The sequence below is a fragment of the Lederbergia ruris genome (assembly GCF_018332955.1).
Classification (GTDB): Bacteria; Bacillota; Bacilli; order Bacillales; family Bacillaceae_C; genus Lederbergia; species Lederbergia ruris.
Genome location: NZ_BORB01000004.1, coordinates 120979 through 144243, shown reverse-complemented (window position 1 = coordinate 144243; position 23265 = coordinate 120979). Strand labels below are relative to the sequence as shown.

18 protein-coding genes are annotated in these 23265 nt (G+C 39.4%); 16 read left to right on the top strand and 2 right to left on the bottom strand.

Annotated elements, in window-relative coordinates; genetic code table 11:
- Positions 1–49 precede the first annotated feature (49 nt).
- Positions 50–1579 carry an alkyl hydroperoxide reductase subunit F gene (gene ahpF / locus KI363_RS03820; protein ID WP_212965550.1) on the bottom strand — a complete coding sequence of 510 codons (1530 nt, stop codon included), beginning with the start codon at positions 1577–1579 and terminating at the stop codon, positions 50–52.
- Between the two features lie 13 nt (positions 1580–1592).
- On the bottom strand, positions 1593–2162 hold the full coding sequence (ahpC, locus tag KI363_RS03815; protein WP_158321482.1) for an alkyl hydroperoxide reductase subunit C: 570 nt from the start codon (positions 2160–2162) through the stop codon (positions 1593–1595).
- A 556-nt stretch (positions 2163–2718) separates the two neighbouring features.
- Between ahpC and KI363_RS03810 the strand changes: the two genes are divergently transcribed.
- The 16 genes from KI363_RS03810 to KI363_RS03735 all read left to right on the top strand — a co-directional run bounded on the left by KI363_RS03810 (position 2719) and on the right by KI363_RS03735 (position 23087).
- A complete protein-coding gene (locus KI363_RS03810; RefSeq protein WP_158321481.1) occupies positions 2719–3021 on the top strand; it encodes a metal-sensing transcriptional repressor in 303 nt (100 codons plus the stop codon).
- 208 nt (positions 3022–3229) lie between these two features.
- Positions 3230–3859 (top strand): peptidylprolyl isomerase, encoded by a 630-nt coding sequence (locus tag KI363_RS03805; RefSeq protein ID WP_212965549.1) that lies wholly within the window; start codon positions 3230–3232, stop codon positions 3857–3859.
- Between the two features lie 271 nt (positions 3860–4130).
- Positions 4131–4988 carry a TolB family protein gene (locus KI363_RS03800; RefSeq protein WP_212965548.1) on the top strand — a complete coding sequence of 286 codons (858 nt, stop codon included), beginning with the start codon at positions 4131–4133 and terminating at the stop codon, positions 4986–4988.
- A 95-nt stretch (positions 4989–5083) separates the two neighbouring features.
- On the top strand, positions 5084–7387 hold the full coding sequence (locus tag KI363_RS03795) for an ABC transporter ATP-binding protein (RefSeq protein ID WP_246516741.1): 2304 nt from the start codon (positions 5084–5086) through the stop codon (positions 7385–7387).
- Positions 7388–7927 carry a DUF1854 domain-containing protein gene (locus KI363_RS03790; RefSeq protein WP_246516740.1) on the top strand — a complete coding sequence of 180 codons (540 nt, stop codon included), beginning with the start codon at positions 7388–7390 and terminating at the stop codon, positions 7925–7927.
- A gap of 437 nt (positions 7928–8364) precedes the next feature.
- Positions 8365–10572 carry an ABC transporter ATP-binding protein gene (locus KI363_RS03785; RefSeq protein WP_212965547.1) on the top strand — a complete coding sequence of 736 codons (2208 nt, stop codon included), beginning with the start codon at positions 8365–8367 and terminating at the stop codon, positions 10570–10572.
- A gap of 223 nt (positions 10573–10795) precedes the next feature.
- Entirely contained in the window at positions 10796–10993 is a 198-nt protein-coding gene (locus KI363_RS03780; protein ID WP_158322613.1) for a YwbE family protein, read from the top strand.
- Positions 10994–11501: 508 nt separating this feature from the next.
- On the top strand, positions 11502–14906 hold the full coding sequence (locus tag KI363_RS21950; RefSeq protein WP_191967495.1) for a rhamnogalacturonan lyase family protein: 3405 nt from the start codon (positions 11502–11504) through the stop codon (positions 14904–14906).
- Positions 14907–15151: 245 nt separating this feature from the next.
- A complete protein-coding gene (locus KI363_RS03770) occupies positions 15152–15793 on the top strand; it encodes a spore coat protein (RefSeq protein ID WP_212965546.1) in 642 nt (213 codons plus the stop codon).
- A 296-nt stretch (positions 15794–16089) separates the two neighbouring features.
- Entirely contained in the window at positions 16090–17022 is a 933-nt protein-coding gene (locus KI363_RS03765) for an ArsR/SmtB family transcription factor (RefSeq protein WP_306345149.1), read from the top strand.
- 253 nt (positions 17023–17275) lie between these two features.
- The gene (locus KI363_RS03760; protein ID WP_158322616.1) at positions 17276–19054 is read left to right on the top strand and encodes a glycoside hydrolase family 2 protein; all 1779 of its coding nucleotides are present in this window, start codon (positions 17276–17278) and stop codon (positions 19052–19054) included.
- A gap of 239 nt (positions 19055–19293) precedes the next feature.
- On the top strand, positions 19294–20556 hold the full coding sequence (locus KI363_RS03755) for an extracellular solute-binding protein (RefSeq protein ID WP_212965545.1): 1263 nt from the start codon (positions 19294–19296) through the stop codon (positions 20554–20556).
- Between the two features lie 85 nt (positions 20557–20641).
- The gene (locus KI363_RS03750; RefSeq protein WP_246516739.1) at positions 20642–21565 is read left to right on the top strand and encodes a carbohydrate ABC transporter permease; all 924 of its coding nucleotides are present in this window, start codon (positions 20642–20644) and stop codon (positions 21563–21565) included.
- A 150-nt stretch (positions 21566–21715) separates the two neighbouring features.
- On the top strand, positions 21716–22426 hold the full coding sequence (locus KI363_RS03745) for a carbohydrate ABC transporter permease (protein WP_306345148.1): 711 nt from the start codon (positions 21716–21718) through the stop codon (positions 22424–22426).
- 15 nt (positions 22427–22441) lie between these two features.
- Positions 22442–22846, top strand: coding sequence for a hypothetical protein (locus KI363_RS03740; RefSeq protein WP_158322619.1), 405 nt, complete (start codon positions 22442–22444; stop codon positions 22844–22846).
- Positions 22847–22916: 70 nt separating this feature from the next.
- Entirely contained in the window at positions 22917–23087 is a 171-nt protein-coding gene (locus tag KI363_RS03735; RefSeq protein ID WP_191967496.1) for a hypothetical protein, read from the top strand.
- Positions 23088–23265: the final 178 nt, after the last annotated feature.

Below are 23265 nucleotides of genomic sequence, written 5' to 3'. Positions count from 1 at the left end.
GCCTGCTGTAAAAAGGAATAATTCCTTTACAGCAGGCTTTTATACTCCATTAATTCCGAACGAGATAATCAAATGCACCTAAGGATGCCGTCGCACCGGATCCCATGGAAATAATGATTTGTTTATATGGGGCAGTGGTACAGTCGCCTGCGGCAAATACGCCAGGTACGTTCGTTGCTCCACGATTGTCGACAACGATCTCCCCAAACTTATTGCGCTCTACGGCATCGCCAAGCCAATCTGTATTTGGTACAAGACCGATTTGAACAAATACACCGGATAATTCAATATGTTGTTCTGTTCCTGTGTCACGTTCAATGTAAGTAATTCCGTTCACACTGTCTGTCCCGGTAATTTCCTTTGTTTGAACATTCTTCAGAACTGTTACATTCGGTAGACTGTAAAGACGGTCTTGAAGGACAGAATCAGCTTTCAGTTCAGGCATAAATTCAAGAACTGTGACATGTTTCACAATGCCGGCAAGGTCAATGGCAGCTTCAATACCGGAATTACCACCGCCAATAACGGCTACGTGTTTGCCTTCAAACAATGGGCCATCACAGTGAGGGCAGTATGCGACACCTTTGTTTTTGAATTCAGCTTCACCAGGTACGCCAATATTACGCCAGCGAGCACCTGTTGAAAGGATGACGGTTTTACTTTTTAGAACAGCACCGTTTTCCAATTCGATTTCGATATGGTCTTTCTTTTCTAACCGTTTTGCACGCTGTAAATTCATCACATCAATGTTGTATTCCTTTACGTGCTCTTCAAGATTCGCTGCAAGTTTTGGACCTTCTGTATGCTTCACACTAATAAAGTTTTCAATGGATGCTGTATCTAGGATCTGACCGCCAAAGCGCTCAGCAACAATCCCAGTACGGATACCTTTACGTGCCGCATAGACAGCCGCGCTTGCACCCGCTGGTCCGCCTCCTACTACAAGCACATCAAACGGCTCTTTATTAGCGAATTCTGATGCATCAGGTGCACTTCCTAGTTTCGCAAGAATCTCTTCAAGTGTCATACGACCGTTACCGAATGGCTCCCCATTAAGGTATACGGTAGGTACCGCCATGATGTTTTTGCTTTCCACTTCTTCTTTGTAAGCTGCGCCATCAATCATTGTATGGGAAATACCAGGGTTCAGAACACTCATCGTATTCAATGCCTGTACAACATCAGGGCAATTTTGACAGCTTAAACTAACGTAAGTCTCGAAGTGGTAGGTTTCTTGAATCATTTGCACTTGATCGATGACTTTTTGATCAACCTTTGGTGCTCTCCCACTAACTTGAAGCAGAGCGAGTACAAGGGAAGTGAATTCATGCCCAAGTGGAACACCCGCAAAAGTGATCCCAGTCTCTTCACCAATACGATTGACACTAAAGCTCGGTGTTCTCTCAAGCTCAGCGTGTTCTACCTTAATGTGAGCAGACATCGTCGCTAGCTCATCGACTAGATCTAGCATCTCGCGGGAAACTTGATCCGCTCCCGCGCTCACTTTTAGTAACACATCGCCCTCTAACATTTGAAGATATTGGGCTAATTGTGCTTTGATATTTTCATCTAGTTGCATGATTGAGCACTCCTTAGATCTTACCTACAAGATCAAGACTTGGTTTTAGTGTTTCAGAACCTTCTTGCCATTTTGCTGGGCACACTTCACCAGGATTGTTGCGCACGTATTGAGCTGCTTTAATCTTGTTAACAAGTGTGCTTGCATCACGGCCGATGCCATCTGCATTAATTTCAGCAGCTTGTACGACGCCATCTGGATCGATAATGAACGTACCACGTTGAGCAAGTCCAGCTTCTTCATCCAATACATCGAAGTTGCGAGAAATCGTTTGTGAAGGGTCACCGATCATAATGTATTCAAGTTTGCTGATCGCATCTGAATGATCATGCCAAGCTTTATGTGTAAAGTGTGTATCAGTTGATACGGAATATACTTCCACACCAAGTTCTTTCAGTTCTGCATAATGGTTTTGCAAATCCTCAAGTTCAGTTGGGCAAACGAATGTAAAGTCTGCTGGGTAAAAGCAAACAATGCTCCATTGACCTTTTAGACTCTCATCCGTAATATCGATAAACTCTCCGTTCCCGCTGTTATAAGCTGATGCTTTGAATGGTTGTACTTCTTTTCCAATTAAAGACATATGCTATTCCTCCTAATATATTTTTATATTTTATAAGCTAACAATAATAATTCTAATACAACAGTTATTATCATATAAAAACTATCTTTTGTCAAATTTAATACTTGCTTTAGAATTTTTATCTTAGATAGTATTTGTAGATCAATAAAAAATTCACTTGGCTTGTCCTTGGCTCTATCAATTTGAGAAAAGGGATCGATTGAACTGAATTAGAAGTTAGAATTTATATTCTCAATTAACAATGATGATTCTCGATCATTTCATGACTTCGGTTGGATTGACTAAACTCCCGTATAACTACACTTTTAAAAAATATCATGAAAAAGGTAGAGATACCTCTATGGAAATAGTAAGGTCTATCTTATAATAGTGGAAAGTAGTTTTATATAAAAGTGCGTGTGCAAAAAGGGGTCTAGTCATCTTGTATATCACATAAATACAGAGGTATATGCATTGGAATTCATGGATGGCTATATTTTCGCACATTTTATGGTATGATCATACATACGTTATGAACGTATGTATGATGTGAAAATGAAGAAATGAAGGTGACGATATGGATGAAGTGGAAGGTAAGGTAACGCATAGACCAACAAGGGAAAAAGAACAGCTGGTGAATCGTTTAAAGCGGATTGAGGGGCAGGTTCGTGGGATCCAAAATATGATCGAAAATGATCGCTATTGTGTGGATATCCTTACACAGATTTCTGCAATTAATGCCGCTATGAATAAGGTTGGCCTTCATTTGTTAGAAAGGCATACTCAACATTGTGTGTCAGATGCGATAAAGGATGGGAATGAAGAAGAAGCGATACAGGAGTTAATGGATGTGTTTAAACGGTTTACAAAGTCTTCTTAAAAACCGGTCATGCATTGGCTGGTTTTTAATTTGGATGTTTATATACCTTGAGTGGGTATGTCGGTAAACAAAAACTTTAAATATTCGATTATACAAAAAGTTTTACCATCCATTTTTTCAGGTTTTTTTGAACCTCAAAAAAGATCGTAGTCCCTTCTCCTAATTCAAGTTATGATAGGGAAGAGGGTATGGAAAGGAGAGGGTCGTGATGAACAAAATACATAATAAAATATGGATGCCGCTTTTGCTTTTATTTGTTCTCATAGTCGGTGGTTGCGGTAAAGAGACAAAACCGGATAATAAAAAAGTTCACGTAGAGAAAAATCCAATTGTGACGATCGAAATGGAAGACGGGGGAACGATTAAAGTAGAGCTAGATCCGAATGTAGCCCCTAATACAGTTGCAAACTTTGTTTCTCTTGTAGAGGACCAGTTTTATGATGGCCTCATTTTTCATCGTGTGATCCCTGGGTTTATGATTCAAGGTGGTGACCCTAATGGAAATGGTACAGGTGGACCTGACTATAGTATTGCCGGAGAATTTTCTTCGAATGGTGTTGAAAATAATCTAAAACATGAACGGGGTGTGATCTCAATGGCTCGGACTCAAGACCCTGATTCTGCTGGTTCCCAGTTTTTTATTATGGTTGAAGATGCTACTCATCTTGATGGGGAATATGCCGCATTTGGAAAAGTAACGGAGGGAATGGAGATTGTGGATCAAATTATCAGCGCGGAACGGGATTCGGCAGACAAGCCATTGGCTGACCAAACGATGAAAAAAGTAACGGTTGACACGTTTGGTGTCACTTACCCAGAAGTGAAAAAAACTCAATGATACGGGACCAATTGCAGGTTGGTTAAAACGGCGTGGCGATTATTGTCACGTCCTTTTTGGCTGTGGGAGATGTATTTATTATAAATAGAAAATAAAATGTCTAATTGAAATTATACCTGAATAAGCTAGATGATGTGGTACTTGATCCATCTCATTTACTAGCCTCGGTAAAGAATATTCGAATTCTTCAAAGGAATTATTACATTTATATAGAATAATAATGTATGACTTTAAAAATTTCGAAAGCCGTAGGAAAAGAAAGGCGGATACAATGGAAGATCTTAAACGAGGAGATATAAAAAGCTTCCTGGAGACGGTCTATATAGAAACAGGTGAGAGGAAAACCTTGGCAACATTTGACCAAGTGATTGAAGCACCTAATTGGACGCGAGATGGAAAACTTATTTATAACAGTGGTGGGCATCTGTATTCATTTGATCTTGAAATGAATGAAAGCACTTTCCTAGACTCCGGGTTTGCTACCTCTTGTAATAACGATCATGTTTTATCCCCGGATGAAACGTATATTGGGATTAGTCATCATACTCATGAAGATCGGCAATCGCGTATTTATATTTTGCCAAGAGAAGGCGGACATCCGCTTCTGATTACTCCATTGGGACCTTCTTATTTACACGGATGGTCTCCTGATGGCAGGGAGTTGGCTTACTGTGCTGAGCGAAACGGGCAATATAATATTTATACCATTCCGGCAATCGGGGGAGTGGAAAAGCAATTGACTCATACTCCAGGATTAGATGATGGTCCTGAATACTCACCAGATGGCCGCCATATTTGGTTCAATTCAACACGCACAGGCCTCATGCAACTATGGCGAATGAATCCAGATGGTCGGGAACAAACACAAATGACCTTTGAAGACAGTCATAATTGGTTCCCTCATGTGTCCCCTGATGGGCAGCATGTTGTGTATATCGCCTATCAGAAAGGAGATGTGGCCCCTGATGATCATCCCCCGAATAAAGAAGTTGAACTGCGTTTACTGCCAAATTGTGGTGGTGAATCACGTGTGCTCGTAAAGCTATTTGGAGGTCAAGGGACGATCAATGTAAATTCTTGGTCACCGGATAGCAAGCAACTGGCCTTTGTACGGTATGAGTTTTGTTAAAAAGTACGTTCTGCTACTAATGGAGAATTAACTTAGGACTTTTGAAAAATAGATGAATAGAATGGGCCTCTAGCAGCTCATTCCGTGTGAGGTGCATGATTGAAAAGTATATGAATACATTACCTGAAGAGTTGAAAACCCTATTGTCTCAAACCAGTATAGTAGAAGCGGAAATCCTAGATTGGGTGATTTGTGATCGGGGGATAGATGGCGGTTTTGTCAATACCTATTTACTTCTGACAAAGGATTCACTTTATCGATTATCCAATGCCAATGAAAAGCAAAAGGAAAAGGTTTTTAAAGGATTTCGTGTATTCGATCAAAAAGAGAAGAACCCGATCCCTAATGAAATAAACAAAATTCACCTCGATCAATTTAAGATAGAAGAAATTGAAAGTATCCATACCGTAAATTTAATCGCCTCTGGCCTCATTATCATTAAGGCCCCTGAGGAAAGAGCAATTGCGGCTGTCACAAATGGACATATAGCTACTGCGGCAAAATTTGCTACAACGTTCATGAAAATAAAGGATGGGGAACCGATCGATCGGCACGAGGAGGAGGATAAAAGTATAAAATCCTGCCCTACATGCGGGATGATATACCCTGAAGAGGGGCGCCAAATCTGTCCTAAATGCATGAAGAAAGGGGCTATATTTATAAGACTATTGGGATTTACAACTCGTCATAGATGGTCGATTTTCTTCATTATATTATTTATGCTCCTTAACTCAGCAACAGGCCTTGTGATTCCCTATTTTCAGGGGACCGTCTTATTTGACCAAGCGTTAGGAGGAACGGGCGCGTTTGCGGGTAAAATTGGACTCGTTATTTTGTTAATTATCATTTTTCGAACGTTGTCATTATTGTTCGGAATCTTGTTTGGTGTGATTAATGCTCGTATGGCCGCCGATATTGTCTTCGACCTAAAGGCAAGCATATTTACCTCGATGCAACGATTGTCCTTATCATTTTTTCAAAAGAAGCAAACCGGTCAATTGATGACAAGAGTAAATGATGATGCGAATGAGCTACAGTTTTTCTTTGTCGATGGGATTCCCTATTTTATTGTGAACGCAATGAATATTATTGGGGTGACCACCATCCTACTTGTGATGGATTGGAAACTAACACTCGTTTGTTTAATTCCATTGCCATTTGTCGTTTTATTAATCCGCTCGGTTTTTCCAAAGTTATGGAGAATGTCCTGGAAAAGGCATAGGAAGGCGAGTGCGATGAATTCGATTATTAGTGATACGGTCCGTGGTGCAAGAATTGTGAAGGCGTTTGGAAAGGAAAAAGTGGAGATCGATCGCTTTCAGGGGGCAAATGTTTCTTTTTCCAATGCGGAACAGAAATTTAATAAAATGAGCAGTACGATTTTCCCCATCATTAATATGTTAACTCAGATTGGCGGCGTTTTAATTTGGGCCTTCGGTGGCTGGCGAGTGATGGGCGGAGGATTAACATTTGGAGAAATCATGACTTTCATTACGTATATTTACATGTTATTTGGTCCAATTCAATTTATGAACGATATTGCCGGTTGGTGGTCCTATTGCATGTCAGCGGCACAGCGGGTGTTTGAAATTCAAGATGCTGTTCCAGAAATAACCGAAAAGGAGGATGCTCTTCATTTAGAAAAGCTCTCAGGAGATATCGAGATTTCAAAGGTTAGCTTTTATTATGAAGCCAATAAGCCGATTTTGCGGGATGTCTCGTTACAGGCAAAACCGGGGCAAATGATTGGCATTGTGGGCCCTTCAGGCGCGGGTAAATCGACATTGGTAAACTTGATTTCACGAATCTATGAAGTGAATGAAGGGGAGATCAAACTAGATGGGATCAATGTAAAGGATCTAACTGCCGATACATTACGAAAACATATCGGCATTGTCTCGCAGGAAGTGTATGTTTTTATGGGAACAATTGCGGAAAACATTGCTTATGCGAATCCAGACTGTTCCCTCGAAGATATTATCCACGCAGCGAAAGTGGCGAATGCTCATGATTTTATTGCGAATCTACCGGATGGTTATGATACGGTCGTAGGAACAGGCGGGTATAATCTGTCGGGCGGTGAAAAACAGCGGATCTCGATTGCCAGAGCGATTTTACATGATCCGCAAATCTTGATCCTAGATGAAGCCACGGCATCCCTAGATACAGAGACGGAATTACAAATTCAGGAGGCCCTAGAGTCGTTGGCGAGAGGAAGAACCACCATCGCCATTGCCCATCGTTTATCAACATTGCGAAATGCGGATTATTTATATGTGATGGAAGATGGAAAGGTTGTTGAAGAAGGAACACATGAAGAACTCATGGACATCGATGCGATCTACGCTGGTATGGTGAAAAAGCATGAAGAAGCTTTAAAAATGAAAGAGGCGATTTAATTGGAAAGGCTCCATATAGATCATGGAAGTAAATCAGATCTAGCCGAAGCGGCGAAGATGAACTATTTAACGAAGGATAATGCGACGTTTGTGAAAAGTGCGGGCCATATGTTAACGGTTCATATAGATGGAAAAATATATCCTGCTGTCTATTTATATTGTTCCTTTCCTCATATGAATAACCGAATATATATTTCTGTCAGAACAGATGAAAATGAAGAAATCGGCATCATTAAATCTTTAGATGAATTTCCTGATGAAATCGTACGCTTGCTTGAAGAACATATCAACTTACGTTATTTTGCTCCCGAAATTATAAAAGTAAATAAAATAACCGAAGAATTCGGCTATTCCTATTGGGAGACCGAAACCACTTCTGGAAGCTGCTATTTCACTGTCCGCATGGGGAAAGGCAATGTCACAGCCGTAACAGCCACTAAAGTATTAATCACCGATGTCGACGGAAACCGCTTTATCATAAAAGACCTCTCCGCCCTAACGGACAAAGAATACCGCATGGTCGAAATGTATATTACGTGAAAAGCGGAAGGCGGTTGTTCAGGGGCGACAAGCAAATGTTCTTGAACCAAAGAAGGGTGAACTTTCCCTTCGTTGGTTCAAGGTTATTTGACCTCGAGCCCCTACCGCCTGTAGCTAGACAAAGAAAAGCGGAAGCGCCCGTTTAGCGACGTACAAACTTTTTAGGGGCCTGACGAGATAAAGGAAACACGATGAACCCGAAGGGTGAATCGATGTTGACTTATCGTAGGAGGGCACCGAAAGTTTGCTAGTCGCTGGGCGCTGTAGCTAGACAAAGAAAAGCAGAAGGCGGTTGTTCAGCGGCGTACAAATTTGGATAAAAAGGCTCAAAGGCTAAATACGCGCCGTCCTGGCGCAACGCCTTTGTGACCAACATCCTATTGGCCTGAGATAAAGGAAATACGAATATACTTTCTAATTTTAAAGGGAAGGCGATTATGAATTTAAATTATGAACTTTCAAATGAAGATCGATTAGCTGTTCAAAAGATGATTGGGAATACAATTCGATATTGTGTACCGGCTGATTTATCCCTAAGTGGACGAAGAACTAAAGGCTATTTTGCGATTGGCCAGGAAAAATGGGCCTATGTGGAAGCGGGAAAAGTACACGAAAGTGGTTTTATATCGGAAGCATATGACTATAAGGTTATCCCTCTAATTGGAAATGCTATTCTTGAAGCGACGGATGAACTGGGCAAGCGGATCATTGTAAGAGTTTCAATGGAGCATGTCGCCCGGCTCTCCTATATAGCGCAAATCTTAAACTATATGACGACGAATAGTGAAATTCGGATCTACAATGAGGAAGAAGAACGGGTATGTTCGAATTGCGGAAGTAGACTACTTCATGGAACACGGGCCTGTGCCAAATGTATGAATAAGACTGCGGTTTTGAAAAGATTATTAGGCGTGTCCAAATCTCATTGGCGTCTGCTCGTGTTGGGATTATTTATTTTACTTATCACTTCTGCTGTTGCCTTATCAGGTCCTTATTTCCAAAAGCTTCTTGTCAACTCATCGCTCCAGCCGCCAGCGGGGCAAAGTCCAAGCGTATCTATGTTCTTTGTGGCGATTGGCGGTATTCTATTTGCACTAGTTGCTGGGGAACTTCTAAATGTCGCGAAAGGTCGGGTGATGGCGACCGTTAGTTCCACGATTGCTGCAGATTTAAGAAAGATGGTCTATGAAAAAATCCAAAATCTTTCACTTGGATTTTTAACATCCCAGCGAGCGGGCGATTTGATGAACCGGGTATCATCTGATACGAATCGAATTAGACGGCTTATTCAAGAGGTCTTTACGACTGCCATCTATCAAGTAATCGTGCTTATCTCGGTGACGGTCTTATTATTCATGACAGACTGGCGCTTAGCGTTAATTGTGTTATTACCGGCACCGTTTGTCGCTTATTTACAATTTATGACTTGGCGTGTGATTGTAAGAAGACTTTTTCGTAAGCAGTGGAAGATCTTTGATCGGGCGAATTCCTATCTTCATGATGTGCTGAGCGGCATTAGAGTAGTGAAAACATTTGGAAAGGAACAACGGGAAATCAAACGGTTTAGACAGTATAATACGGAGTATGCGGTAGCGGCCTTTAAATCCGAAAAAGTATACAGTATTCTAACTCCGATCTCGACGTATCTTCTTCAAATTGGCACGTATTTTGTGTTATTGGTTGGGTGTAATATGATTCTAAAGGGTGACTTGAACCTGGGAGAGCTCGTCCAATTTACGGGATATGCGAGTATGATTTTTGGCCCTCTTGCCTGGCTCATGAATATGCCAAGATGGATTGCGAATGCCGCTATAGCGATTGATCGTATTTTTTCAGTGATCGATGAGGAACCAGAAGTCTTTGACAAGGAAACATCAATCCCGCATGCCATTCATGGGACGATTCAATTTCATGATGTAACATTTGGATATAAATCATATGAACCTGTTTTAAAAAATATTAATTTTACGATTAAACCGGGGGAAATGATTGGCCTTGTTGGCCATTCTGGTTCAGGGAAATCGACGCTTATTAATCTCGTGTCTCGCTTTTATGATGTAAATGAAGGGGAAATTTTAATAGATGGTCACGATATCAGGACGATTCAGCAGGAGGAGCTACGTTCACAAATTGGTGTGGTTCTACAAGAAACAATGCTCTTTAGAGGTTCGATTATGGAAAACATTCGTTATTCTAAACCCGATGCGACGATGGAAGAAGTGATTCAGGCAGCGAGAATTGCCAATGCCCATGAATTTATCATTGAGTTACCAGATGGGTATGATACAAGATTAGAAGAGAACGGTAATAATTTATCTGGAGGTGAGCGACAACGCATTACAATCGCCCGGGCTGTCCTCCATAACCCGCGCATCTTAATTTTGGATGAAGCAACAGCTTCCCTTGATATCGACACAGAATCAGAGATTCAAGAAGCCTTACAACGGATTACGAAAAATCGCACAACGATCGCCATTGCTCACAGGCTTTCCACGCTAAAGAATGCTGATCGACTCTTCGTTTTGAATAAAGGTGAGATTGCGGAAGTCGGAACTCATCAAGAACTCATGCAAAAACAGGGGATCTACTATGGATTAATTATGGCTCAACGGAATATGACGAAAACGAAGGCGAAGACGGGGTAATGTTTGTAGGAGTATTTTGTATGATAAAAAGAAATAAGGCGTATAAACGGCAGTGATCCTCTTAGAATCACTGCCATTTTTGCTTTTTAAAGTCGAAACTGAAGGATTCTATTAAATCTTGCTTTTCTCGGAAGAGGCTATCTAATCACAATACAGTTGTAGGATATACTGAAAAGGTTATATAATTTTAACTAAATAAAAGTTTAGTAAAGGCGGGGATTTTATGGATGGAAAAAATAGATCAAATATTATAGAGGGACAAACAGTGGACATTGTATTAAAAAAGGATCAAGCAACAGGTAAAACAACACGTGGAATTGTGCAAAAAGTCCTTACTAACTCTTCTTCACATCCCCATGGTATCAAAGTCCGTCTTCAGGATGGACAGGTAGGCAGGGTAAAGGAAATAGTGGAAGATTAAACAAAACAGTCTCCCACTGTGTTAATGCTTGAATAAGGTGGGGGAGACTGTCTCTGAAATGTTCTGACTTGGTCAAAAAGGGGCAACAATGTCATTTGTGGGTTTACATTATATAACTTAAGTGGTAAAAACTGTTTTTTAAACAGTTTGAACGGATATTTGGATACAAAGTTACTGGAAACTTATGTAAATTATATATGAATGCGCTTGCAAAACATGAGAAGGGAGAGAGAATAGAAAGGCGAGAATTGAATACTAACACCATGAATCTTCTTACATGTATATCAAAAAGAAAGGACAGGTGTATTGAACGACAACAAGGGAGAAAAACATGTTTTTACTTTTCCTTGTTTTTTGTTGCCTAATTGTTTTTTACAGGGAGACTGCTTCAGAAACTTTAAAAGGAAAATTGCAAAAGGTAAGCTCGTTCAGGGATAAGGGCAAGCAATGAATAGGCAAGGTGTAAATCAGCATAAAGGAACCTTTTGATAAAAAAAGGAGGAATTTCATGAGTAAAAGGTTTTCGATGTTCATGGTGTTGTTCATGGTGGTTTCTCTCTTTTCTCAGAGCAGTGTGCTCGCCGACTCTCAGTCACCCAATGGTAAAGAAGATAAACCACTAAGTTTTCTATTTGATTTTGGTTCTGAAACAAGCCCAACGGAAGAAGGGTATCTCAAGGTTGCGAATACACTTTTATACAATGAGGAAGTTGGATATGGTTTTGATAAAGAGGTAGGATTCCGTGATCGTGGTGAACCAGATAACTTGCGGAGGGACTTTGCCCTCGCAGATGGTGCTGAATTTATGGTTGATTTACCGAATGGTGATTATTTTATTCGAATCATTGCAGGAGACAATATCGCCTTTAATCGTAGCAGCTTTACGATCGAGGACGAAGAACATGGCAATATCACATCACAGTCAGGGGAATTTTCGGAGCTAACAACGAATATAACTGTTTCAGATGGACAGTTAAATATTAAAATTGGTGAGAATGGCCGCATCAATGCGTTGGAAATTACCCCGATGTCTGAGGTTCCAAAACTTAAGATAAGCAAGGTTTCTTTATCACCGGAGACATTTGTCAAACTAAATTGGAATAAAGATGAATCAGCTAAAAGCTATAAGATTTACCGAAAACAAGATGGAGATCAGGCGTTTACGCATCTTGGTCATTCAACAAAAGCTGAATACACGGATGAGACTGTTGAATTAGGCTCAAGCTATACGTATGCTGTCTCGTTGGTCAATGATCAAGGGATTGAAACAACCAAAAGTAATGAGGTGTCCGTAAATATGATTGATGAGTCTGTTGCTATTCCCGAAGCACCAAAAGGGTTAGAATTGGAAAATGCTGAAGAAGACTCCGTTGCTTTTAAATGGGAACCCGTTGATAGAGCAGTTGAATATCATATCTATCGGTCAAGGTTTAACCAAGAGGATTACCCTGACTATGATGTCCATTACACAAAAGTTGCGACAACAAAGGACACTCGTTTTAAAGATGATTCCATTTTCACTACTAACCATTATTATTATGTAGTTTTTGCGGTAAATGAAGGTGGAATATCGGAGGCATCAGAGGTGTTAGAAACGCCTATTACGAAAAAGCAGTTGCGGCAAATGGAAGATCTCAACCGCTCATTGGTTGCTGTAGATACGGAGAACGGTATTTATGTAGGCTGGAGGATGTTAGGGACGGACTCGAAAAGTGTCACCTTTGATCTTTACCGTGATGGAGAAAAGGTGAATAAGGAACCAATTACTACAAGTACAAACTATTTAGATGAAGAGGGAACGATCGATTCTAAATATCAAGTGCGTGTCAATAACGGTAGTGGGGATCCAGTGACGGAAGAGGTCGGAGTTTGGTCTGAACAATATTTAAGCATTCCCATAGACAAACCAGAAGGTGGCGTTACGCCTGATGGGGTGGAATACACGTACTCTGCCAATGATGCCAGTGTTGGGGATGTGAATGGTGACGGAAATTACGAGATTATTTTAAAATGGGATCCATCCAACTCTAAAGACAATTCACATAGTGGTCATACAGGCAATGTTTATATTGATGCCTATACACTTGAGGGGGAAAGACTCTGGAGAATTGATCTCGGGAGAAATATCCGTGCAGGTGCCCATTACACGCAATTCTTAGTCTATGACTTTGATGGAGATGGTAAAGCAGAAGTCGTTATGAAGACAGCAGATGGAACCGTCGATGGTGTTGGTAATGTCATTGGTGACCCTGATGCCGATTATCGTAATTCGAATGGATATATATTGGATGGTCCGGAGTACCTGACCGTGTTTAATGGTGAAACAGGAGAGGCGATGGAAACGATAGATTATTATCCTCCACGTGGCAATGTTAACGACTGGGGCGACAATTACGGAAATCGTGTCGACCGTTTCTTAGCTGGAGTTGCCTATTTGGATGGGGAACGTCCGAGCTTCGTCATGGCACGTGGGTATTATACACGAACCGTCTTAGCGGCCTATAATTGGCGGGATGGCAAATTAACGGAAGAATGGGTCTTCGATAGTGATGAACCTGGAAATGAAGCGTATGCTGGACAGGGAAATCATAGCCTATCTGTAGCTGATGTCGATGGAGATGGCAAAGATGAAATTATTTATGGCGCCGCAGTCATTGATCATGATGGTACGGGACTTTATTCAACAGGCTTCGGACATGGGGATGCAGGCCATGTAAGTAATTTCAACCCTAATCGCCCTGGGTTGGAAATCTATGAATCTTATGAAGATAAAAGCTCTCCATATGGATTTGCGATACGAGATGCAGAAACAGGTGAAGTGTTATCTGGAAAACGTACAGGTACAGATGTTGGACGCGCGCTGATAGCAGACATAGATCCGCGCTATGACGGTGCAGAATATTGGGCTTCTAGTAGTTGGGATGGATCCAGTGGTAAGAGTGGCCTCTTCTCGGTCGAAGGTGAATTGATCACCAAGGAGACACCAAGTTCCATGAACTTTGCCATTTGGTGGGACGGGGACCTTTTACGTGAGTTGCTAGATCATAATTTTAACCCTGATGTTGATCCACATGGTGTCGGTAAAATTGAAAAGTGGAATTGGGAAACGGAAAAATTAGAAACACTATTGGTTCCGGAGGGCACCCGTACTAATAACTGGACAAAGGGGAATCCGTCCCTTCAAGCTGACTTGTTCGGAGATTGGCGAGAAGAAGTCATTTGGCCTTCTGCTGATAGTACTGAATTACGAATTTATACGACAACAGACATCACGGAACACAGAATCTTTACGTTAATGCATGATCCACAATATCGTACGGCCATTGCTTGGCAAAATGTTGCTTATAATCAGCCGCCACATCCGAGTTTCTTTATTGGAGCGAATATGGAGGAGCCAGCAATGCCGAATATTGAAGTTGTAAAAGGAGATTGGGAAGATCCAGATTTGGATGTTTCTGAATTAGAATCATTAGTGAAAGAAGCAAAGTTAATTAAGAATGAAGGAAAGTATACGGAATCCTCGTATACCGCTTTACAAAAAGCCATTTCAGTAGCAGAAAAGGCAGTGGGAGAAGTGAAAACAGAGGAAGAACTGAATTCCGCGATTGCTGCTTTACAAATAGCGATCGACGGATTAAAGCCTCTAGAGGAACTGGATACATCCTATCTGCTCTCCATCCTTGAGGAGTATCAAGAGGATTTATCGGAAAAAGATTATCGATCCCTTGCTGTTCACTTGACCGCTATTGGCCAATTTGAGCAAAAGGGAGCGGCTGCAAAGGTTATCAAACACATGGGGAGTTTTAAACAACTGCTGGATTATCAGCTAGAAAATGCCTCTATTTCTCAAGAACTGTATGATTCCCTAAAAACAGAAGCCGATTCACTTATTCAGAAATGGGAAGGAGCGTAACAAAAATTTCACAAAGAGTTCCCTTTACCACGATGGTAGGGGGAACTTGAAACTGAGTGGAAACAAAGTTCAATATATAAAAAAGTCGGGAAAACGGCCCGCCTTTTTAAAAATATAGAATAATGTCGGCTAGGTGTGATTTCTTAATTCTATTCTATTTTTACTGACTTCTCGTAAGTGGAACGGATAGTTTTTCACAAATAGCTCATACTACATCAAGTAAACCATATTTAGGAGGTATAAGAATGGAATTCCAACAGCCACAAAATCACCAAAACGTTGAAACAGGTGTTGTACCACCGCAAATGAACCATGGCGGTCATGAAATGTTTGATGTTCACGAGGTGTTGTCAGGTGCCATTAACACAATGAATACTTATACGATGCTAAGTGAACATGTACAAGATCCGGAGCTTCGCGATATATTGCAACGTCAGAAGCAATTCATGGTAGATGAATATAACATCACTTTAGAATGTTTTCAAACGGGACAAGATCCTGCAAAGCCTACGCAAAGCTATAAAATGAAACAGGGGAATGACTTCACTTATGGAATGCAACCGACGGGTCAACCGCAAAAACCAATGCAGTCTGCTACAGAAATCAACGATGAAATCATAGCGCAAAGCATGCTTAATGCCGTTAAATCGGGTGCTCCTGTTAAAACAGCTGCTGCTATGGAAGCAACCAATCCGGTCGTTCGCCGTGTACTTGCCGATTCTTTGCCAAACTGTATTGAAATGGCCTATGAAATATCTCTTTATCAAAATAAGCATGGTTATTATCAAGTGCCACAACTGGCACAACAAGACATGCAGCAAATGCAAAATGGCTATGCACCTGCCACAGTCCAACCGCAAATGCCGGGGAACAATCCTACGCACTAATTTCGGTAAGCGCATTGAAGGAAGAATGGCTTAAAAGCCAATTGCCAAGTTAATGTAGCTGAGACTCTTGAGCGAGAGCTGGATCCCCTCTCATCTTAAAAAAACGCCGCTTCCTCTTTCATGGAAGTGGTGTTTTTAGTGCGTTAATTGGTTCAAACAAAATGAATTTATAAAGGACTTACCGATTACAATACATATACTATTACTAAAATTGTAGATATCTACAATTTTTTTGTTTATATTAGAATAAGGAATATATATATAATAGATGTATGGACTACACACGATTTGGAGGAATGACCTTGCTAGAATTATCAATGGAAGACCCTGAAGGTTTGCAAAAAATTGCTCATGCTTTATCATCAGGAGTGCGCTTACAAATCATTAATCTGCTGAATAAAGGTAATATGAATGTCAATCAGCTGGCTGAAAGTTTGGAGATTCCTGTCTCCACTACAGCTTCGCATATAAAAATACTCGAAAAAGCCGGATTGATCAATACAGAACTTCGTCCGGCCAGTAGGGGTGCTATGAAAGTTTGCAAACGTAACTTTGATGATATACATATTCAATTAAATAGTGCCGAAAATTTCATGAAAAATACTCAGAAGGTTTTTGAATTGGAAATGCCGATCGGGCAGTACACCGATTTTGATGTCGCTCCTACATGTGGAATGGCGAATCATGAAGGAATGATTATTCCGGAAGATGCTCCTGTCCACTTTTATAGTCCAGAGAGAGCGAAAGCACAGATTATATGGACAAGAAAGGGATATTTTGAATATAAATTTCCACTCGTAATTCCGGCTGGTTCAAAAATAGAATCTGTTCAACTTTCCTTAGAGCTATGTTCGGAGGCACCTAACCATGATCCTAATTGGCCATCAGATTTAACCGTATGGATAAACGACATTGATGTCGGGACATGGACTAGCCCAGGAGACTTTGGGGATCGTCCGGGAAAACTGAATCCTAAATATTGGTGCGAAACAACTAGTACACAATATGGATTATTAAAAACGTGGAAAATAACAAAAAAAAATTCAACCATCGATGATTTTCCCCTTTCCGATGTGACCGTTGATGAACTAGGTATCTTAGACCGTATGTTTATGTCCTTTAAGATTGGCATTAAGGAAGATGCGATTCATAAAGGAGGTTTAAATTTATTTGGCCGTGAATTCGGAGATCACCCACAAGATATAAAATTGAGTGTAGAATACTCATAGAAAATGAGACCTACTCAATGCTCTTCTATTCTAGAAAAACGGAAGGGCTTTTTTAAATGAAACATAAATAATGGAACAATTCAAAAATAATAAAGATTAACCTTGACATTCATTAAATGAAGGTGTATTCTTGACATTAATTACAATAAAATAGTATTAAAACAGTTTTATTGTAATAGGGGATGTGTGACAGATAATCAGAACATGGATATTGACTCATTAGAGAAGAATAAATCGAAGGGGAGTAATGTAGATGACCACGAGTGTAACGACATATCAAAGAACAGAATATCCGAGACCGCAATTTCAGCGTCAATCTTGGATGAATTTAAATGGGACATGGAAATTTGCATTTGATGATCACAATGTTGGTGAAAAGGGAGGATGGCATGAACAACCTTCTTTTTCAACAGAGATTCAAGTCCCTTTTACGTATGAAACAAAGGCTAGTGGGATTGGTGAAGAGAAGTTCCATCCATATATTTGGTATCAAAGAACATTTGAAATTCCAAAAGAGGAAATTGGGAAAAGAGCCATTTTACGATTCCAAGCATCTGATTATGTCACCAAAGTATGGGTGAATGGTAGGTATATTGGTGAACACGTCGGGGGATATGCGGCCTTTTCCTTTGATATTAGCCATGCGATTGATCACACAAAAGAAAATGAAGTAGTAGTAAAAGTGGAAGACTCCCAGAGCTGTACTCAGCCAAGAGGAAAACAGCGATGGACAGATAAGAACTTTGGTTGCTGGTATGTACAAACTACAGGTATTTGGCAAACTGTTTGGCTCGAATTTCTAAATGAAGAAAGTATTGAAAGTGTGAAGATGACGCCAAATATTGATACAAAATCTGTTGCTTTTGACTATAAACTACACGGGGAATTGGCAGAAGATTCAAGACTAGAGACAACCATTACATTTTCAGGAAAAAAGGTGAAACAATTTTCGATTATTCCTGATCGTTCAAATATCCATTTTGAGGTAGATCTTACATCAGAAATACATGAATGGAAAGTATTTCATTGGGCACCGCAACATCCGAATTTATATGATGTTCAATTTCGTTTATATGTAGAAGGTGAACTTGTCGATGAAGTAGATTCCTATTTTGGTATGAGAAAAATCTCTATTAAAAATGGGCAGGTTCTGCTAAATAATGTGCCAATCTACCAAAAGCTTTTATTAGATCAAGGTTATTGGACTGATACTATGTTAACACCTCCATCCGATGAAGCGATGTTAGAGGATATTGAAAAAACGCTTCAGATGGGTTTTAATGGCGTTCGAAAACATCAAAAGATTGAGGATGAACGATTTTTATATTGGTGTGATAAAAAGGGACTATTGGTATGGTCCGAGATGGCTGCCACATATGAGTTTTCAGATGAAGCAGTTGAAAACTTTACAAACGAGTGGCTAGAGATTGTGCAACAGCATTATAATCATCCTTCGATCATCACGTGGGTTCCGTTCAATGAATCTTGGGGAGTGCCGAATATCCTTACAGATGAAAAACAACAAAAGTTTACAGAAGCAATTTATTATTTAACCAAGTCAATCGATGCCGAACGACCAGTTATCGTGAATGATGGTTGGGAACATACAATTTCAGATATTATCGCCTTACACGACTATGAAGAATTAGGAAAAGCGTTCTACGAGCGTTATAAAGATAAGGATAGAATTCTTAATAATGAAATCACTCATAACCATCATAAATACGCATTTGCCGAAGGATATGAATATAAAGGACAGCCTGTCATGCTAACGGAATATGGCGGGATTGCTTTTAATGACGATCGTGGTTGGGGATATGGAAACCAGGTAGATTCAGAAGAAGCGTTCTTAAAGCGTTATCAAGAAATAACGGATGCGATAAAGGCTATTCCTTATATAAGTGGATATTGCTATACGCAAACAACGGATGTTCAACAGGAAATTAACGGATTATTAAGGGAAGATCGAACACCGAAGATTGCATTGGATAAGATTAAAAAGGTTAATGATACACGCAGGGCGAATCGGTAGTCATTACAGCATTAAATTAGCTAGCGTAATAATTTGGTCTTGATACTTGATAAGTTTGAGTAAGTAAGTTATTAATTGAGGGCTCGCTTGTCACTTCCTAATCTGGGATGTTGGTGGTCTGGTAACCTCAATGATCCTTAGATTTTTAGGGGGTGGCAAGTTTTTTCTCTCTTTCAAGGTTTTATTAACTTTTTACTATAAAGTTTTTGACAATACGAAAAATTAGGGGGGTATTAAAAATGAGAAAACTAGGTTTATTATTTATGTCAATTGTCCTTGTTGTCACACTATCGGCCTGTGGTAGTAATGCTTCCGGTTCAAGTTCTGGTTCAAGCAAAGAGATAGTCTTTTGGAATCCATTTACTGGCCCAGATGGCGAAAATATGAAAAAAATGGTGGACGAATATAACAAAACAAATCCAGAATATAAAATAAAAAATATCCCTCTAAAAGAAGGAGATATGTATACGAAAATTCAAACGGTTGTGAATTCAGGGAAAAACGTCCCGGATTTGATGATTGTTCATGCAGAACGTATCAAGCAGTATGTAGATAATGAGATGCTAACTAGTTATGATGAATATTTAAGCGATTACCCAGAAATAAAAGAAGAAAATTATATACAAGAAGCATGGAAAATTGGAGATTTAGATGGTTCTAGATACAGTATTCCTCTTGATATCCATTCATTCGTAATGTATTACAACAAAGATCTTGTAGAAAAATATGCTCCAGGAGCACTTGATGATAATATTGTTACTTTTGACGAAATTAAAGCTGCCGGAGAACAATCGCAGAAGGATAAGATTACCAGCCTAGGGGTTACGTGGGTTAAACCGAATATTCTTTCCTTGTACGCACAAAATGGTGGGGAGTTAACGGAAAATGGTACAGACCCAACCTTTGATAATGATCAATCAAAGGCTTCATTCCAACAATGGATTGATTTATATGACTCACATATTACAAATAAAGATGGCGAAGACCCTGCTCAATTATTCCTTCAAGGGAAATTAATCTTCTATCCAGAAGGAATTTGGATGAATAATAATTTAAGAGATGCAAAATTTGAGTATGGATTAACCAATGCACCGCAATTAACTGATGATAAGAGCAAAATGGTCAACTGGTCTTCATCCCATCAATTTGTCATGTTTAATAGTAAAGATCGTTCGGATGAAAAAGCGAAAAGTGTTGTAGAGTTTATCGACTGGGTTCGTGACAATTCACTGGAATGGGCAAAAGCAGGACAAAACCCAGCTTCCCTTAAAATTCTTGATGAACCAGAATATAAAGAAATGGCTCAATCATTTTTATTGAATGATCCTGAGGAACAAGCTTCTCTTAAGATTTTTGACTACAAATACAATGGTTACGTGTCAGAGGAACTGGATGCCAAAGGGATTGATATTATATTCGGCAAAATTCCTGTTGATAAAGGACTTGCCGATATTCAAAAGACACTAGAAGATAAAATAGCTAAGGATGCTTCGAATAAATAGGAAGAATGAACTTAAAGCAATGGAAGCTGCTTCTATAGAATTTAGTATGCAGCTTCCACCAATTAATCATCTTGGAGGGGTAGTTATGGAAGTACCTTTGCGGTCTATGGAGCCACAGTCGAAGATAAAACCGTCCAAAAGAAAATCTGTGAACTGGACTCCTTGGGCTTTTGTTACACCACATTTGTTGATTTTTAGCCTTTTTTTTCTAGTGCCGATTCTTTATGGGATTTATATTTCTTTTACTAATTGGGATTTGATTGGGAAAGCAGATTTTGTCGGATTAGAGAACTATAAAGAGATCTTATCCCAAAAGGATTCTTCTTTTTATACACAATTCCACAATGGACTTAAAAATACATTCATTTTTGTCATTTTATCTGTTCCTAGTTGTATCATCATACCGCTATTATTGGCTAGTGCTTTAAATGCTAAACCAAGATTTCATAAGTTATTTCAATCTATTTTTTATATGCCGACTTTATTTTCTATTTCTGCTGTTGTGATTATATGGACCTTAATGTTTAATGTGAATCAAGGGCCTATTAACAATTTACTTGGTAAATCGATCCTTTGGACTGGTTCGCAGCCGTATGCCTGGGCATCTATAGTGATTGTCACAGTATGGTGGTGCATTGGCAGTAACATGATTATTTATCAAGCTGCTTTGAATGGAATCTCAAAAGATCTTTATGAGGCAGCCTCTATAGACGGAGCTAATTCTATTCAAAAATTCTTTAAAATTACGCTTCCCGGCATTCGTGGACAAATACTTTATACAGTCGTTATTACAACCATTGCCCAATTTAATGTATATGGTCAACCATTGATGCTTACAAATGGAGGCCCGGCTGACTCTACACGTGTTCTGTTAATGGATATTCAACAGAATGCATTTGGGTCTGGTCAATCGATTGCAGGGATTGCATCGGCCATGGCCTTTATGCTTGGTCTATGTATTATGGTTGTATCACTTATTCAATTTCTCTTTTTACGTAATAAAGATTAGATGTGGGGTGAAGAATGGATGAAAAAAAAACTACTGTCTTTTCCTAAATTAGTGGCTTTTTTATTTCTACTATTAATGGCAATTATATGGGTTATTCCCTTAGTATGGGGACTAGTCACATCCTTTAAGACTGATATGGAATTTAAGATGATGGGTTTTAAATTTCTGCCTGTTGAATGGGTAACCACGAATTACACTTCACTCTTAGTGGATAACTATAGTTCACCATTGTTACACTGGTTTTTTAACTCATTAATTATATCAGTTGTTCATACTCTATTAGTTCTAGTCGTAGTTGCTTTAGCTGCATTCGCTTATGGTCGATTACAATTTAAAGGCCGTAATGCTATTTTTATGTTTTTAATGGCTACAATGATGTTTCCAGGTGTTGTTAACTTAATCCCTTTGTATAAAATTGTTGATACGCTTGGTTGGATCAATTCTTATTGGGCAGCAATTGTTCCTGGAGCCGCCGGAGTATTTAATATCTTTCTAGTAAGGCAATTTTTGGCGAATATTCCGATCGAATATGATGAGGCAGCAAGAGTAGATGGTGCTGGGGATTTTCAGATATTCTATAAAGTTGTTTTGCCGCAATTAAAACCTATTTTAATGGTTGTTGCATTATTCAGTTTTACGGGCTCGTGGAATGACTTTCTATGGCCGTCCATTGTCTTCAATGATATTGAAAGAATGCCAATAACTGCAGGACTTCAGTTATTACAAGGAATGTATAACTCACAACCGACTATGCTTATGGCTGGAGCTGTAATTGCTATTATTCCTACGTTCATTATATATTTATTCGCACAAAAGTATTTTTTGGAATCCATGTCACTTTCTGCTGGTATAAAGGGATAATAAGGGGTTGTGAGTATGTCTAATAAAATGGAAAAAACTTTAGTTTATATTGCATCTGGCTGGCAGCTTTTAGATGGACTCATAACCATCTTTATCTATGGACCTTATATAAGGAACAAAGGAGCGCATAATGCTGAATTATCTTTTGTGGAAAAAGAAGGGTTAGACTCTCTCTTAGGGAGTATGTATAGCGTTGCTTCTATCTACGGGATTTTACTCATTTTACTAGGTTTGATAACTATTTACCTAACAAGGACCTATTTAAAAAAAGGCATCGTACCCAAGAAGGTTCCTTTCTGGTTTCTAATATGTGGTATCATTTCATATTTTACGATGGATATAATCAGCCTAATTCTATATATGGGCGCTGGTATTATTATTCTTGCAAAAAATCGCTCACTAAAAATATTAAATGATTAATTGAAGGAGGAAAAAATGAAAGGGTTACCTTCGGGGCCACAGTTTACCAAATATGATCAAGAGTCATTAATTGGGCAGCCCTGATAATGAATTGGCATTTCTTATGGAAGGAATTTATCATCTGACAAAAGCATTTGATAGCAAAGGGCTGGTCACTGTCAATGATGGTTTGGGGGATGGAAACAAGGTTGATTCAGAAGAAGCACTTTTAAAGCGTTATCAGGAAATAACGGATTATTAAGGGAAGATCGAACACCGAAGATTTCATTGGATAAGATTAAAGAGGTTAATGATACACGCAGGGCGAATTGATAATTATTTCAGCCACATTGTCTCCTACCAAGCAGCTTACGACCTAAATTTAAGGCTTTGCAAATCATGTAGTTCCAAAATTCTAGAGGGATGGGGAAAATTGGAAA